This is a genomic window from Massilia phyllosphaerae, from assembly GCF_034659755.1.
GTDB lineage: Bacteria > Pseudomonadota > Gammaproteobacteria > Burkholderiales > Burkholderiaceae_D > Telluria > Telluria phyllosphaerae.
On the sequence record NZ_JAXSQX010000001.1, the window covers coordinates 207,366 to 220,756 of the forward strand.

A 13,391-nucleotide genomic window follows, 5' to 3' on the forward strand; every position below is an offset into this window, starting at 1 on the left:
TACCCACCACAAACAAAAAAGGCCCCGATTTCAATCGGGGCCGTACCGGTTACACGCTCAACGCCGTCTTGTGCGGCTCATGCCGGTTCTTCAGCACCTGCGGCGCCAGCGACCCCACGATCATGCCGGCAAACCCCGCCAGCAAGCCCGCCAATTGCCCCGGGAAGGCCGCGCCCAGCGACGAGATCTGCGGGAAGAACACGATCCAGGTCACGATGCCGGCGGCGATCGACAGGACCGCGCCCTGGGTCGTGGCCCGCTTCCAGTACAGGCCCATCACCAGCGGCACGAAGGCGCCCACCAGGGTCACCTGGTAGGCCGAGGACACCAGTTCGTAGATCGAGGTGCCCTTCATCGCGATCGCATAGCTCAGCACCAGCACCGCGAACACCACGATGGTCACGCGCATCGCGAACAGCTGCTGGCGGTCGCTCATGCCCGGACGCAGGTTTTTAAGGATGTTTTCGGTGAAGCTGGTCGAGGGCGCCAACAGGGTCGCCGACGAGGTGCTCTTGATGGCGGAGAGCAGGGCGCCGAAGAACAGGATCTGCATAATCAGCGGCATCTTCGACATCACGAAAGTCGGCAGCACGCGCTGGTAGTCGTTCTTGGCCAGTTCCATCGCCTCGTTGCCCATCACGATCACGGCGCAGGCGACGATGAACATCGGCACGAAGGCGAACAGGATGTAGCTGGCGCCGCCGATCACGGCGCCGGCGCGCGCGGTGGGCGCGTCCTTGGCCGACATCACGCGCTGGAACACGTCCTGCTGCGGGATCGAGCCCAGCATCATGGTCACGGCCGCGCCGACGAAGAAGGCGATGTCGGTGAACTTTGCCTGTGGCAGGAAGTTCCACAGGTCCTTCTGCTGCACCATGTGCAGGACGGCGCCGGTGCCGCCGGCCAGCTCGGACGAGAACACGGCGATGATCGACATGCCCACCACCAGCACGATCATCTGGATGAAGTCGGTAATGGCCACCGCCAGGAAGCCGCCCACCACCACGTAGATCAGCACGGCCAGGGTGCCGACGATCATGCCGGCGGTTTCGGACATGGCGCCGCCGGTCAGCACCGAGAACACCAGGCCCAGCGCCGTGATCTGCGCCGCCACCCAGCCCAGGTAGGACAGGATGATGGCGGCCGAGCAGAACACCTCGATGCCCTTGCCGTAGCGCGCGCGGTAGTAGTCGCCAATCGTTAACAGGTTCAGCTTGTAGAGGCGCGCGGCGAAGAACAGGCCGACCAGGATCAGGCAGGCGCCGGCCCCGAACGGGTCTTCGACCAGCCCGTTCAGGCCACCCTGCACGAACCGGGCCGGGATGCCCATCACGGTTTCGGCGCCGAACCAGGTGGCGAAGGTGGTGGTGATCACCATCACCAGCGGCAGGCTGCGGCCGGCGACGGCGAAGTCGGCGGTATTCTTGATCCGCGTGCCAGCCCAGACGCCCAGGCCGAGGGTTCCCAGCAGGTAGATCACGACGGATGTAATCAGGATGGTGTTCACAGTGGGGCGTGCTCCGGGCGAGGGGAAATTCTGGGTGGAAAAATTCGCGATTATAGCGGCAGAAAATGCGCGTTGGAGCGAATTTATTGGGACGTGACGGGATGACAACAGCTAGGGATAGCTTAACGCTTAAATCCGGCCCGCAGCGCCAAAACGTCGCCCCTGCGCAGGCACGGGACCAAGTCATAAGCTGGCCTGCGGCGTGAGAGCAACTGCTGTGCAGCGAACTTGGGCCCCTGCCTTCGCAGGGGCGACGTGCTGAAGTCGCGGGCCGAAAAGCGGATGGCTCAGATCGCCATCTCCCGCAACACCTTCGACGCCTCCCGGCTCGCCGTCAAGCTGGTCCCATCCCGCATCTGGATCAGGAGCTGCGACTGCTCGTCCGCCTTCATCGAGTCGACGAAATCCAGGTTCACCAGCGCCGAGCGGTGGATGCGGATGAAGCGTGCCGGATCGAGCTGGGCTTCCAGCTCCGAGATCCCGATCCGCACCAGGAAAGTCTGCCCGCGCGCGGCGATCGCGGTGTACTTCGAATCCGCCTTCATGTATTCGATCTCGTTCATCGACAGCGGAAAGATGCGGCCGCGGTCGCGCACCAGGATGCGCTCGAGCCGGCCGGCCGCGCGCTGCACGGCCTGGGCCAGCGCCTCGCCCATGGCGTCCGGTGCCGGCTGCGCCGGCGCCAGGTCGAGCACGCGCGCCACGGCGGCATCGAAGCGGGCACGCGTGAAAGGTTTCAGCAGGTAGTCGACGGCGTGCAGTTCGAAGGCCGTCACCGCGTACTGGTCGTAGGCGGTGGTGAACACGATGTGCGGCGTGCAGCTCAGGCGCTTCAGCACTTCCAGGCCGGTCATCTCCGGCATCTGGATGTCCAGGAAGACGACGTCGGGCCGCAGCGCGTTGATCTGGGCCAGCGCGGCGGCGCCGTCGGCCGCTTCGCCGACCAGGCGCAGGCCGGCGTGGCCGTAGATGGCGTCGCGCAGCACCTCGCGTGCCAGCGGTTCGTCTTCGGCGATGAATACGGTCTTGCTATCCATTGATTTTTCTCCTTCAGGCAGCCGCGAGCGGGATCGACATGGTGACCACGAAGCCGGCGCCGGGCGTGGTCTCGATCGCCAGCCCGCCCCGGGCGCCGTATTCCAGCTGCAGGCGCCGCTCCACGGTGCGGATGCCGAGGCCGTTCGAGCGGCGCACCGCGGCGACGTCGGCGCCGGGGCCGTCGTCGCCCACGGTCAGCGCCAGGCGCCGGCCGGCGTCGTCGATACGGGTGCGGATCGAGAGCGTGCCGGGCCGGCTGTGCGGATTGAAGGCGTGCTTGATGCTGTTCTCGACCAGCGGCTGCAGCGACAGCGCCGGCAGCGGCAGGGAGCCGGCGGCGGCGTCGAGTTCCCATTCGACCTTCAGGCGTTGGCCCAGGCGCAGGCTTTCCAGTTCCAGGTAGTCGCGCGTAAATTGCAGTTCGTCGTCCAGGGTCACGCGGTCGCTGCCGCTCTTTTCGGTGTCCAGCACGTAGCGCAGCATGTCGGAAAACTGGAAAAGCGCCGCTTCTGCGGCGTCCGGGTTCTTGCGCGTCAGGGCGATGATCGAGTGCAGGGTGTTGAACAGGAAGTGCGGATTGAGCTTGTTGCGCAGCGCGTTCAGTTCCGACGCCAGCAGCAGGCTGTGGGCTTGCTGGACCGCCGCCGCCTGGCGCCGCGCGGCGGCGTTCGTGCGCACGGTGTGGAACACGGCGGCGATGACGACGTAGGTCATGATGAAGTACAGCGTCGGCCAGATATACCGGATCGCCGGCTGGTTGAGGCCGAACAGCATCCACAGCATCAGGTATTCGAGGAAGCCATACACCAGGGCACAGGCCGCGTGGCACAGGAACACGGCCAGCGGCGACAGCTTCCTGCGCTCCATCCAGCCGCCCAGCGGCCAGGTCAGGGCCAGCAGCAGGCCTTGCGGCGCGCTCCACAGGACATCCGAGGCGGAGTGCCAGTCGAAGCGGGCATGCTGCAGGTTTTCCAGTTGCGTGGCAAAGGTGATCAGGATCAGGTAGATGACCCAGCCGCTGACATAAAAGCGCCACATGCGGGCAGTCGGGATGGGGGAGGCGTGTGTAGATTCCATTTTGGAAAGTATGCCGCAGATCGGCGCCCGTGGGCGAGCGATGACGCCAACTGCGGAAAGCCGGCAACGAATCGCCGAAACGCGGAAACGCGCGGCATCGTAGGCGTGTATAGTGACCCGGACCGAAGCCAGGCCCATAGGATAGCGATGAGCGCCACGGTCAGCCCCGCCATGCGCGAGTTCTTGCGCGAACATAACATCCACGAAGTCGAGTGCGTGATTGCCGACATGACCGGCATCGCGCGCGGCAAGATCCTGCCGAAAGACCTGTTTTTGGCCGGCGAACACATGCGCCTGCCCAAGAGCGTGCTGTTGAACACGGTCCACGGCGACCAGCCCAACAACACGCCCTACGTCGGCGCCACCGATCCCGACATGGTCTGCGTGCCGGACGAAGCCACGCTGCGCGTCGTGCCCTGGGCCACCGAGCGGGTGGCGCTGGTGATCCACGATTGCCGCCAGTTCGACGGCCACCTGGTCGAGCTGGCGCCGCGCTCGGTGCTGCGGCGCGTGCTGGCGCGCTACAGCGGGCGCGGCTGGACGCCGGTGGTGGCGCCCGAGATGGAGTTTTATTTGGTCGCGCGCAATACCAATCCGCACGAACCGCTGAGTCCGCCGACCGGGCGCAGCGGGTTCACGGAGCAGGGGCGCCAGTCCTACTCGATCGACGCCGTCAACGATTTCGATCCGTTCTTCCTCGAGTTGACCGCCTTCTGCAAGCAGCACGAACTGGGCGTCGAGACCCTGATCCACGAAGCCGGCGCCGGCCAGATGGAAATCAATTTTGCGCATGGCAATGCGCTGGAACTGGCCGACCGCGTGTTCCTGTTCAAGCGCGCCGTGCGCGAGACGGCGCTGCGCCACGGCATCTTTGCCACCTTCATGGCCAAGCCCATGGAAACCGAGCCCGGCAGCGCGATGCACGTGCACCAGAGCGTCATCGACCGCGTTACCGGGGCCAATATCTTTTCCAACCCGGACGGCAGCGAAAGTGCGCTGTTCCACCATTTCATCGGCGGACTCGAGAAATACGTGCCGCCCGCGACCCTGCTGTTCGCACCCCACGTCAATTCGTTCCGCCGCCTGTCGCGCTTCGAGTCGGCGCCGACCAATGTCCACTGGGGCTACGACAACCGTACCTGCGGCATCCGCATCCCGAACTCCGATCCGGCCAACCGCCGCGTCGAAAACCGCGTGCCCGGCGTCGACGTGAATCCCTACCTGGCGATGGCGGCCACCCTGGCCTGCGGCTGGCTCGGCATGGTGGAAGGCTTGTCGCCGTCGGCGCCGACGTCGGAGAGTGCCGAACACGTGCACGGCCAGCTGCCGCGCAACCTGGAAGACGCCATCTTCCAGCTGCGCGGCTGTCCGGCGCTGGCCGAGATGCTGGGGCCACTGTTCGTGGAAGCCTATTGCGAAGTGAAGGAACTGGAATTCGCGACCTTTGCGCGGGTGATCAGTTCGTGGGAGCGGGAACACCTGATGCTGCTGGTTTGAATATCATTCAATGCATGTTTGTGCATGTATTTGCATGTTCGTGAATAAAACGCTATAGTCATGTGCAAAGGAGGCGAGCACATGCAACTAGCGGAAGAACGGCGGCAACACATCATCGACACGGTGCAGCAGCAGGGCAAGGTATTGGCAGCCGAGCTGGCACAGCGTTTCAATACATCCGAGGACACGATCCGGCGCGACTTGCGCGAGCTCGACGCGGCCGGCCTGCTGCGCCGGGTCCATGGCGGCGCCATGCGGCGCGGCGGCGCCGAGCCGAGCTTCGGCCAGCGCCAGGACAGCGACGCTGCGCGCAAGCAGCTGCTGGCCCAGGCGCTGGTGGCATGCGTGCGCCCCGGCGACACCGTGCTGGTCGACGCCGGCACCACCAACCTGGCCTTTGCGCGCGCGTTGCCGGACGGGCTGGCCGCGGCCATCGTGACCAACAGCCCGCAGATCGCGCTGGCGCTGGGCGAATTGCGCCAGACCCGGGTGATGCTGCTGGGCGGCCAGTATTCGGCCTATGCCGGTGCGGTGCTGGGCGCCCACACGGTGGCCGAGATCGGCCGCCTGCGCGTGGACCTGGCCGTGGTCGGCGTCTGCAGCCTCGAGGCCGAACGTGGCCTCGGTGCCAGCGATGCCGAGGAAGCCGCGCTGAAGGCGGCGATGCTGGCGGCCGGCAGCCGGCGCGTGGTCGCCGTCCTCAACGAGCGCCTGGAAGCGGCGGGTCCTTTCCTGATCGCGCCGCTGCAGCAAGTCGACCAGCTGGTGCTGGAAGCCGATGCCGCGCCCGCGCTGCTGGAACGCCTGCGCGGCACCGAAGGTGCGCCCGAAATCAAACTCGCTGGAAAGGTCCGCCCATGAAGCCGGTCGACAACATGCAGGCCGCGCAAGGCGTGAACGCCGCACGCTGGGCCATCTCCGCCATCTTCCTGCTGAACGGCGCCGGCATCGGCCTGTGGGCGGCCCACGTGCCGGTGGTGCAGGCGAGCGCCGGCATCGATACCGGCACGCTCGGTTTCCTGCTGCTGACCATCGCCGGCGGCGCGATCGCCGCCATGCCGCTGTCCGGCTGGCTGTCCGGACGCTGGGGCACGCGCCCGGTGGCGTTGGGCAGCGCCTGGCTGTTCGCACTTACCAGCGCACTGCTGATGAACGTCGACGGCGTCACCGCGCTGTTCCTGGCGGCGTTCGCGTTCGGCGCCAGCAACGGGGTGCTGGACGTATCGATGAATGCGAATGCGGCCGAAGTCGAAGCTGCGCGCGGAGTGCCGACGATGTCGTCGTTCCACGGCTTCTTCAGCCTGGGTGGCCTGCTCGGGGCGGCGCTCGGTGGCCTGGTGATCGGTGCCGGCTGGGGCGACGGCCGCGGCGCGCTGGCGGCCGGCGTGATCATCGCGCTGGTGGTGGCGCTGGCCGCCCGCTTCGTGTTCAGGGTGCCGCCGCAGGGCGCCGCCGGCCATAGCCACTTCGCGCTGCCGCGTGGACCGACCTTGTTCCTCGGCCTGCTCGGCTTGCTGTGCTTCGCGGTGGAAGGGGCCTTGGTCGACTGGAGCGCCTTGCTGCTGACCGAGCGCACCCGCGCCGAACCGGCATCGGCGGCGCTGGGCTATTCCGCGTTCTCGGTGGCGATGGCGGCCTGCCGCTTCGCCGGCGACCGCCTGGTGCTGCGCTTCGGCGCTGCACGCCTGATGGTGTTCGGGGGACTGGGGATGTTCGGCGGGCTGCTGCTGGCGGTACTGAGCACCAACTTTGCGCTGTCGGCACTGGGCTTCGCGCTGATCGGCGTGAGCGCGGCCAACGTGGTGCCCCTGATCTTCGCGGCGGCGGCGCGCATGCCCGGGATGTCGGCCGGCGGTGGCCTGGCGACGGTGGCGACCCTCGGTTATGCCGGCCTGCTGATGGCGCCCCCGCTGCTCGGCTCGATCGCGGCGCACACGAATATCGCGGTAGCGCTGGGGCTGTTGTCGCTGTCGGGACTCGTGATCGCCGCGAATGCGGGGATCGTAAAACGGATGGGATGAGGTAGGGTGGACGGGTCTCCCGTCCACGCGTTCATGCGGCTGGCGCGTATCACCGCGTGGACGGCGTAGCCGTCCACCCTACAAATATTCGCGCAGTACGGTATAACTGCCGGCTTTCGATTCCACTAGCACGTAACGGTCGACCTGCCAGTCGACCGCCGGACCGCCGGCCGGCACATCGGCACCTTTCGCGCGCCGGGCCATGGTCACGTGTGGGCGATAGGTGCGCGCTTCCGGCTGCAGCCCCAGCCCGACCAGGGCCTGCGACAGCCGCGCGTGCAGATCGAGCAAGCCAGGCGGCTCTTCCGAGGGCTCCAGCACGGCAATCCCGTTATGCCACAATGCCCCGCGTTCGAAGCGCAGCGCAAACGGCGAAAACGGCACCGCGAAACCGTCCGCCAGTTCCGGGAGGCGTGCAGCCGGCAAGTCGCCCAGGAAGTGCAGCGTCACGTGCAGCTTGTCGGTGTGCACCGGCGACGCCCCGCGCGGCCAGGTCCAGGCGTCGCGCCAGGCACGCAAGGCCTCGCGCACGGCCGGATCCGGCCACAGGGCCAGGAACAGGCGGGCGGTGTCGGGTCTGGCGTCCATCACATCACCCTTATCGACTCAGAAGCAGTGTTCCGGCGCCGGGAAGCTGCCGTCCTTGACCGCCGTCACATACGCCGTGACCGCGGCGTCGATGCTGGTCTGGCCGTCCATGAAGTTCTTCACGAAGCGCGCCTTGCGGCCGGGGAAAACGCCGAGCAGGTCGTGCATCACCAGCACCTGGCCCGAGCAGTCGGGACCGGCGCCGATGCCGATGGTCGGCACCTGCAGCATCTCGGTGACTTCCTTGCCCAGCGCCGCCGGTACCGCTTCCAGCAGCACGATGGCCGCGCCGGCGTCCTGCAGCGTCCTGGCGTCGAGCTTGAGCTGGTCGGCGCCTTCGCTGGTTTTACCTTGCACCTTGTAGCCGCCCAGCTGGTGCACGAACTGCGGGGTCAGGCCGATGTGGGCGCACACCGGGATGCCGCGCTCGACCAGGAAGCGCACGGTCTCGGCCAGCCAGGCGCCGCCTTCGATCTTGATCATCTGGGCGCCGGCGCGCATCAGAGTTGCGCAGCTGTCGTAGGCCTGCTCCTTGGTGCCGTAGCTGCCGAAGGGGAGGTCGGCCAGCACCAGCGCGTTCTTGGTGCCGCGCTTCACCGACGCGGTGTGGTAGGCGACGTCGGCCACCGTCACCGGCAGGGTCGAGTCGTAGCCGGCGCAGACCATGCCGAGCGAGTCGCCGATCAAGAGGATCTCGACGCCGCAGCGGTCCATCAGCGAAGCGAAGCTGGCGTCGTAGCAGGTGAGCATGGCAATCTTCTGGCCGGCCGCGCGCATCGCCCGCAGCGACGGAATCGTCACGGCCTTCTGCACCGGTTGCGCCGGGGCCGCCACGGGGGCGGGAACGCCCTGGTCCTGTCTCGGCGCTGCCATGTCCTTGCCCTGCAAATATCCGCTCATCGTTCTTCCTTCGTAAATCGCGTAGTGTAATGCCAAGACGGGATTCCTGCCTGGGGTCTGTACAATGCCTTACCCCAACTCAGGCCATCCCGATGTTACAGCTTCCGCTCTCGCCGTCAGTGGTATTACCGATCGCCTTGCTGTCCACTGCCGGCGTGCTGGTCCGGCCGTTCCGTGTCGCCGAAGCCTGGTGGGCCGTGCTGGGCGCGGTGCTGCTGCTGCTCACGGGCCAGGTGGCGCCGGGCGAGCTGGCGCACGCGGTCGGGCAGGGCACGGACGTCTACCTGTTCCTGATCGGGATGATGCTGATTGCCGAGATGGCGCGCATCACCGGCCTGTTCGACTGGATCGCGGCGCACGCGGTGGGCTGGGCCAGAGGATCGGCCAGCCGGCTGTTCTGCATCGTGTACGCGGTCGGCATCGTGGTCACCACCTTCATGTCCAACGATGCCACCGCGGTCGTGCTGACGCCGGCCGTGCTGGCGGCCGCACGGGCGGCCAAGCTCGAACGTCCGCTGCCGCACCTGTTCGCCTGCGCCCTGATCGCGAATGCCGCGAGCTTCGTCCTGCCGGTCTCGAATCCCGCCAACCTGGTGGTGTATGCGAGCCGGATGCCGGCGCTGCTGGACTGGTTCAGGCTGTTCCTGCTGCCGTCCGCGATCGCCATCGGCGTCACCTTCGCCGCCTTGTACTGGACCCAGCGCGCCGACCTGAACCAGCGCCTGAACGAGGACGCCGCGGTGCCGGCGCTGTCGGCGGACGCGAAAATCGTGGCCTGCGGGATCGCGCTGATGGCCGTGCTGCTGCTGGTGGCCTCGAGCCGCGGGCTCGATTTGGGCTGGCCCAGCTTTGCGGCGGGCCTGGCCACCTTCGTGGTCGTGTTCCTGCGCGCGCGCCCGGCGGCGCTGCGCGCGGCGCACGAGATGTCGTGGTCGGTGCTGCCGCTGGTCGCGGGCTTGTTCGTGCTGGTGGCGGCGCTGTCCAAGATCGGTGTCGCCGACGCCCTGGCGCACATGCTGGAACGGCTGCACGCCAGCGCGCCCCAGTGGAGCCCGTGGGCGGCCGGGATCGCAACCGCGCTGGTATCGAACATCGCCAACAACCTGCCGGCCGGGCTGATCGCCGGCGCCACCATGGCGGCCAGCCATGCGGCGCCGAACGTCACCGCCGCAACGCTCATCGGCATCAATCTCGGCCCCAACCTGTCGGTCACCGGCTCGCTGGCGACCGTCCTCTGGCTCACCGTGCTGCGCCGCGAAGGGATCGAAGTCGGCTTCCTGCAGTTCCTGAAAGTCGGCGCGATCGTGATGCCGCTGGCGCTGCTGCCCTGCCTTTACGCGGTGTCGCTCGGCTGAGCCGGCGGCAATCGTTCGATGGCCTGGCCGGCCACGCCGAGCAGCAGCGTGGCCAGGGCGCCGCGGCCGGGAATGCGCAGTTCGCGCGCGAGGTCGCGCGCCAGTTCGGCCAGCGGCACCAGCACGAACGCGCGCTCGTGCATGCGCGGATGCGGCACCACCAGCGCCGGCGCGTCGCCGATGACGAGGTCGCCGTACATGAGGAGGTCGAGGTCGAGCGTGCGCGGGGCATTGCGGTAGGGCCGCTCGCGCCCGTGCGCCTGCTCGATGCCGTGCAGGGCCGCCAGCAGGGCGTGCGGCGCGAGTTCGGTCTCGATGGCGGCGACCGCGTTGACGTAGTCGTCGCCCGAGGAATCGATCGGCGCGGTGCGGTACAGCGAGGAGGCGCGCACCAGGCGCACGCCGCACACCAGCGCCAGGCGCTCGATCGCATCGAGCACGTTCGCGCGCGCGTCACCCAGGTTGGCGCCGATGCCGATCCAGGCCAGCATCAGTCCTCGCCCGCGGCGCCGGCCGTACCCGAAGGCGCGCCGCTGTCGGCGCCGCCGGCTTCGTCGCCGGTCTTGCGCGGCGCGCGGCGGCGCGGACGCTTCTTGGCGGCGGCGCCACCGGCCGCCGGTTCGCGCGCCGCATTCACCAGGCGTTCGCGCTCGGCGACGTCGCCGCCGTAGAAGGTCGCCCACCAGTTGCCCAGTTCGGCGTCGAGTTCACCCGATTCGCAGCGCAGCAGCAGGAAGTCGAAGCCGGCGCGGAAGCGCGGGTGCTCCAGCAGCTTGTACGGGTTCTTGCCGTTGCGGCGCTCGAAGCGCGGCTGCATGGCCCAGATGTCGCGCATGTCGGTGGCGATGCGGCGCTGCAGGGCCAGGTTCTCGGTCTGGTTGTCGAGCACGTCGTCGGCTGCCAGGTGCAGGGCCGGGATCGGCGCCTCGCCAGCAGTGCGGTAGGCGTTCCACTTTTCCAGCACCTGGTGCCACAGCAGCGACGCGAACAGGAAGCCCGGCGACACGCCCTTGCCGGCTTTTACGCGCGCGTCCGTGGATTCCAGGGCGAGGGTGACGAACTTCATGCCGATCGGCTGTTCCAGCACCACGTCCAGCAGCGGCAGCAAGCCATGGTGCAGGCCCGACGAGCGCAGCTCCTTCAGGCAGGCCAGCGCGTGGCCGGACAGCAGCAGCTTGAGCATTTCGTCGAACACGCGCGCCGCCGGCACGTTGTCGATCAGCGGCGCCATCACCGGAATCGGCGCGCGCGTGGCCGGCTCGATCGTGAACTGCAGCTTGGCGGCGAAGCGCACCACGCGCAGCATGCGCACCGGGTCTTCGCGGTAGCGCGCTTCCGGCTGGCCGATGATGCGCAGGACCTTGTCGCGGATGTCGGCGATGCCGCCGTGGTAGTCCAGCACCGACTGCGTGGCCGGGTCGTAGTACATGGCGTTGATGGTGAAGTCGCGCCGCTCGGCATCCTCGTGTTGCGGACCGAAGTTGTTGTCGCGCAGGACGCGGCCGTGCTCGTCCTTCGGCGCGTTGGCGCTGCCGTTGCCGCGGAAGGTGGTCACTTCCAGCAGCTCCTGGCCGAACATCACGTGCACGATCTGGAAGCGGCGGCCGATGATGAAGGCGCGCCGGAACAGCTTTTTCACTTCTTCCGGGGTGGCGTCGGTGGCGATGTCGAAGTCTTTCGGCTTCACGCCGAGCAGCAGGTCGCGCACGGCGCCGCCGACCACGAAGGCCTTGTAGCCGGCTTCCTGCAGCGTCTGGGTCACGCGGATCGCGTTCGGCGACAGCAGCTTGATGTCGATGCCGTGGTCGTCCGGGCCGAGGATGTCGGGCTGGGTGGGGTCGCGCTCGTCTTTCACACCAAGGATCTTACGGATGAATTTTTTAATCATTGAACAAATGGAGTAAAGGCCAGCCGAGGGCGGTTGCGTGTTGGGCCAGTTTGGCGCTCGGGTTGGTCGCCACCGGATGCGAGACGACGGACAGCAGCGGGATATCGTTGTGCGAATCGCTGTAGAAATAGCTGCGCTCGAAGCCGTCGAACGGGCGGCCCAGGCCGTCCAGCCAGGCGTGCATGTGGGTCACCTTGCCCTGGCCCTGGGTCGGCGTGCCCGCCAGGCGGCCGGTCGGGTGGCCTTGCGCGTCGAGTTCGGGGCGCGCGGCGATCAGGTGCTCGACGCCCAACGCTGCGGCGATCGGCGTCGTGACGAAGGCGTTGGTGGCGGTGATGATCGCCACCAGGTGGCCGCCATCAAGGTGCTCCTTGAGCAGCTTGATGGCGGCTGGCTTGATGGCCGGCCGGATCACTTCCGCCATGTAGTCGGCCTGCAGGCGCTGCAGGGTGGGCGGCGCGAAGCCGGCCAGGGTACCGAGGGCGAACTCCAGGTATTCCACCGGGTTCAGGGTGCCGGCCTGGTACTGGGCAAAAAAGGCGTCGTTGCGGCGCTGGTAGTCGACGGCGTCGACGACGCCATGGCGTACCAGGAACTGGCCCCATTCGTAGTCGGAATCGATCGGCAGCAGGGTGTGGTCGAGGTCAAACAGCGCGAGTGTATTCATTCTTTGGGTTCGGTGTGCTGGTTTCCCTGGTGCAAAAGGTCACGCAGCAGGGGCAGCGTGACCGGACGCTGGGTCTCGAGCGAATAGTGGTCGAGCGCGTCCAGCATGGTCGACAGGGAACGCATGTCGCGCTTGAAATGCGACAGCAAATAGGGTAACACGCTGGCCGACAGCGTCAAACCGCGCGCCTCGGCAGCCTGGGTGAGGGCGGCGATCTTTTCGTCGTCGGACAGGTCGTGGATCTGGTAGACCAAACCCCAGCCCATGCGCGTGCGCAGGTCTTCGCGCACCGGCAGCACCGCCGGCGGCAGCGGCCCGGCGCACACCATGTAGGTGCCGTGCTCGCGCACCTGGTTGTACAGGGCGAAGGCGTCGATCTGGCGTTCGGGCGTGAGCTGGTCGATATCGTCCACCAGGTACAGGGTGACGCCGGGCGCGTGCACGAAGGCGTCCGGCTCGGCGTCGGCGGGGATGTAGCGCGATCCCCTGGTGGCGGCCAGGCCCTGCAGGATATGGGTCTTGCCGGCGCCGGTTGCGCCCCACAGGTAGCAGAAATGCTCGCGCGAGGCGCGTTGCGCGAACTGGTGCATCAAGTGCGCCATTTCGGCATTTGCGCCTATCTGGAAGGTGTCGAGGCTCTGCGCCGGCTCGGCGGCGCCTAAATCGAGCACCAGCTGTTTCATGGCTTGCATTTCATCCGGGCTGAGGGGGAAAAGGCATTTTGTTCTTGTTAATGACGTCGTGGCCAAGCCGGTTTGCTAAAATAGCGGATTGACCAGTTGGCCGTTCCCGGCAGTGACTCGGGGCGCTCAGTTCTGTTCAGTTGATCTACCGCTATCTATTTTACCGCCTC

13 protein-coding genes are annotated in these 13,391 nt (G+C 67.3%); 4 read left to right on the forward strand and 9 right to left on the reverse strand.

Annotated elements, in window-relative coordinates; translation table 11 throughout:
- Nucleotides 1-49: 49 nt before the first annotated feature.
- The 3 genes from U1H99_RS00875 to U1H99_RS00885 form a co-directional block, all read right to left on the reverse strand.
- Nucleotides 50-1,507 carry a high affinity choline transporter 1 gene (locus U1H99_RS00875; RefSeq protein WP_323139899.1) on the reverse strand — a complete coding sequence of 486 codons (1,458 nt, stop codon included), beginning with the start codon at nucleotides 1,505-1,507 and terminating at the stop codon, nucleotides 50-52.
- 287 nt (nucleotides 1,508-1,794) lie between these two features.
- On the reverse strand, nucleotides 1,795-2,544 hold the full coding sequence (locus tag U1H99_RS00880) for a LytR/AlgR family response regulator transcription factor (protein ID WP_323139900.1): 750 nt from the start codon (nucleotides 2,542-2,544) through the stop codon (nucleotides 1,795-1,797).
- 13 nt (nucleotides 2,545-2,557) lie between these two features.
- The gene (locus U1H99_RS00885) at nucleotides 2,558-3,583 is read right to left on the reverse strand and encodes a sensor histidine kinase (RefSeq protein WP_323139901.1); all 1,026 of its coding nucleotides are present in this window, start codon (nucleotides 3,581-3,583) and stop codon (nucleotides 2,558-2,560) included.
- Between the two features lie 186 nt (nucleotides 3,584-3,769).
- Between U1H99_RS00885 and U1H99_RS00890 the strand changes: the two genes are divergently transcribed.
- The 3 genes from U1H99_RS00890 (at nucleotide 3,770) to U1H99_RS00900 (ending at nucleotide 7,140) form a co-directional block, all read left to right on the forward strand.
- A complete protein-coding gene (locus U1H99_RS00890; RefSeq protein WP_323139902.1) occupies nucleotides 3,770-5,119 on the forward strand; it encodes a glutamine synthetase family protein in 1,350 nt (449 codons plus the stop codon).
- Nucleotides 5,120-5,200: 81 nt separating this feature from the next.
- Entirely contained in the window at nucleotides 5,201-5,980 is a 780-nt protein-coding gene (locus U1H99_RS00895) for a DeoR/GlpR family DNA-binding transcription regulator (RefSeq protein ID WP_323139903.1), read from the forward strand.
- Nucleotides 5,977-7,140: an MFS transporter gene (locus tag U1H99_RS00900; protein WP_323139904.1), complete on the forward strand. Its 1,164-nt coding sequence runs from the start codon at nucleotides 5,977-5,979 to the stop codon at nucleotides 7,138-7,140. The genes U1H99_RS00895 and U1H99_RS00900 overlap by 4 nt, the downstream gene beginning before the upstream one ends.
- Before the next feature lie 78 nt (nucleotides 7,141-7,218).
- On the opposite strand, the gene thpR is transcribed toward U1H99_RS00900, so the two are convergent.
- Nucleotides 7,219-7,728: an RNA 2',3'-cyclic phosphodiesterase gene (gene thpR / locus U1H99_RS00905; RefSeq protein WP_323139905.1), complete on the reverse strand. Its 510-nt coding sequence runs from the start codon at nucleotides 7,726-7,728 to the stop codon at nucleotides 7,219-7,221.
- Nucleotides 7,729-7,746: 18 nt separating this feature from the next.
- Complete coding sequence (panB, locus tag U1H99_RS00910; protein WP_323139906.1) at nucleotides 7,747-8,628, reverse strand: 3-methyl-2-oxobutanoate hydroxymethyltransferase; 882 nt, start codon at nucleotides 8,626-8,628, stop codon at nucleotides 7,747-7,749.
- A 92-nt stretch (nucleotides 8,629-8,720) separates the two neighbouring features.
- Between panB and U1H99_RS00915 the strand changes: the two genes are divergently transcribed.
- Nucleotides 8,721-9,983 carry an arsenic transporter gene (locus U1H99_RS00915; protein ID WP_323139907.1) on the forward strand — a complete coding sequence of 421 codons (1,263 nt, stop codon included), beginning with the start codon at nucleotides 8,721-8,723 and terminating at the stop codon, nucleotides 9,981-9,983.
- Here U1H99_RS00915 and folK read toward each other — a convergent pair.
- From folK to hda, 4 genes are read right to left on the reverse strand one after another with little or no spacing between them, the layout of a single operon-like run.
- Nucleotides 9,962-10,474: a 2-amino-4-hydroxy-6-hydroxymethyldihydropteridine diphosphokinase gene (folK, locus tag U1H99_RS00920; protein ID WP_323139908.1), complete on the reverse strand. Its 513-nt coding sequence runs from the start codon at nucleotides 10,472-10,474 to the stop codon at nucleotides 9,962-9,964. The two genes, U1H99_RS00915 and folK, sit on opposite strands and share 22 nt — an antisense overlap.
- Complete coding sequence (gene pcnB, locus U1H99_RS00925; RefSeq protein ID WP_323139909.1) at nucleotides 10,474-11,871, reverse strand: polynucleotide adenylyltransferase PcnB; 1,398 nt, start codon at nucleotides 11,869-11,871, stop codon at nucleotides 10,474-10,476. Before pcnB ends, folK begins: the two co-directional genes overlap by 1 nt.
- Nucleotides 11,864-12,538: an HAD family hydrolase gene (locus tag U1H99_RS00930; RefSeq protein WP_323139910.1), complete on the reverse strand. Its 675-nt coding sequence runs from the start codon at nucleotides 12,536-12,538 to the stop codon at nucleotides 11,864-11,866. Before U1H99_RS00930 ends, pcnB begins: the two co-directional genes overlap by 8 nt.
- Nucleotides 12,535-13,221 (reverse strand): DnaA regulatory inactivator Hda, encoded by a 687-nt coding sequence (gene hda, locus U1H99_RS00935; protein WP_323141188.1) that lies wholly within the window; start codon nucleotides 13,219-13,221, stop codon nucleotides 12,535-12,537. Before hda ends, U1H99_RS00930 begins: the two co-directional genes overlap by 4 nt.
- Nucleotides 13,222-13,391 lie beyond the last annotated feature (170 nt).

What these genes read in the sequence shown, in the direction of transcription:
- U1H99_RS00880 (WP_323139900.1), bottom strand. Translation starts at nt 2,544, where the DNA reads ATGGATAGCAAGACCGTATTCATCGCCGAAGACGAACCGCTGGCACGC.
- U1H99_RS00885 (WP_323139901.1), bottom strand. Translation starts at nt 3,583, where the DNA reads ATGTGGCGCTTTTATGTCAGCGGCTGGGTCATCTACCTGATCCTGATC.
- U1H99_RS00890 (WP_323139902.1), top strand. Translation starts at nt 3,770, where the DNA reads ATGAGCGCCACGGTCAGCCCCGCCATGCGCGAGTTCTTGCGCGAACAT.
- U1H99_RS00895 (WP_323139903.1), top strand. Translation starts at nt 5,201, where the DNA reads ATGCAACTAGCGGAAGAACGGCGGCAACACATCATCGACACGGTGCAG.
- U1H99_RS00900 (WP_323139904.1), top strand. Translation starts at nt 5,977, where the DNA reads ATGAAGCCGGTCGACAACATGCAGGCCGCGCAAGGCGTGAACGCCGCA.
- thpR (WP_323139905.1), bottom strand. Translation starts at nt 7,728, where the DNA reads ATGGACGCCAGACCCGACACCGCCCGCCTGTTCCTGGCCCTGTGGCCG.
- panB (WP_323139906.1), bottom strand. Translation starts at nt 8,628, where the DNA reads ATGAGCGGATATTTGCAGGGCAAGGACATGGCAGCGCCGAGACAGGAC.
- U1H99_RS00915 (WP_323139907.1), top strand. Translation starts at nt 8,721, where the DNA reads ATGTTACAGCTTCCGCTCTCGCCGTCAGTGGTATTACCGATCGCCTTG.
- folK (WP_323139908.1), bottom strand. Translation starts at nt 10,474, where the DNA reads ATGCTGGCCTGGATCGGCATCGGCGCCAACCTGGGTGACGCGCGCGCG.
- pcnB (WP_323139909.1), bottom strand. Translation starts at nt 11,871, where the DNA reads ATGATTAAAAAATTCATCCGTAAGATCCTTGGTGTGAAAGACGAGCGC.
- U1H99_RS00930 (WP_323139910.1), bottom strand. Translation starts at nt 12,538, where the DNA reads ATGAATACACTCGCGCTGTTTGACCTCGACCACACCCTGCTGCCGATC.
- hda (WP_323141188.1), bottom strand. Translation starts at nt 13,221, where the DNA reads ATGAAACAGCTGGTGCTCGATTTAGGCGCCGCCGAGCCGGCGCAGAGC.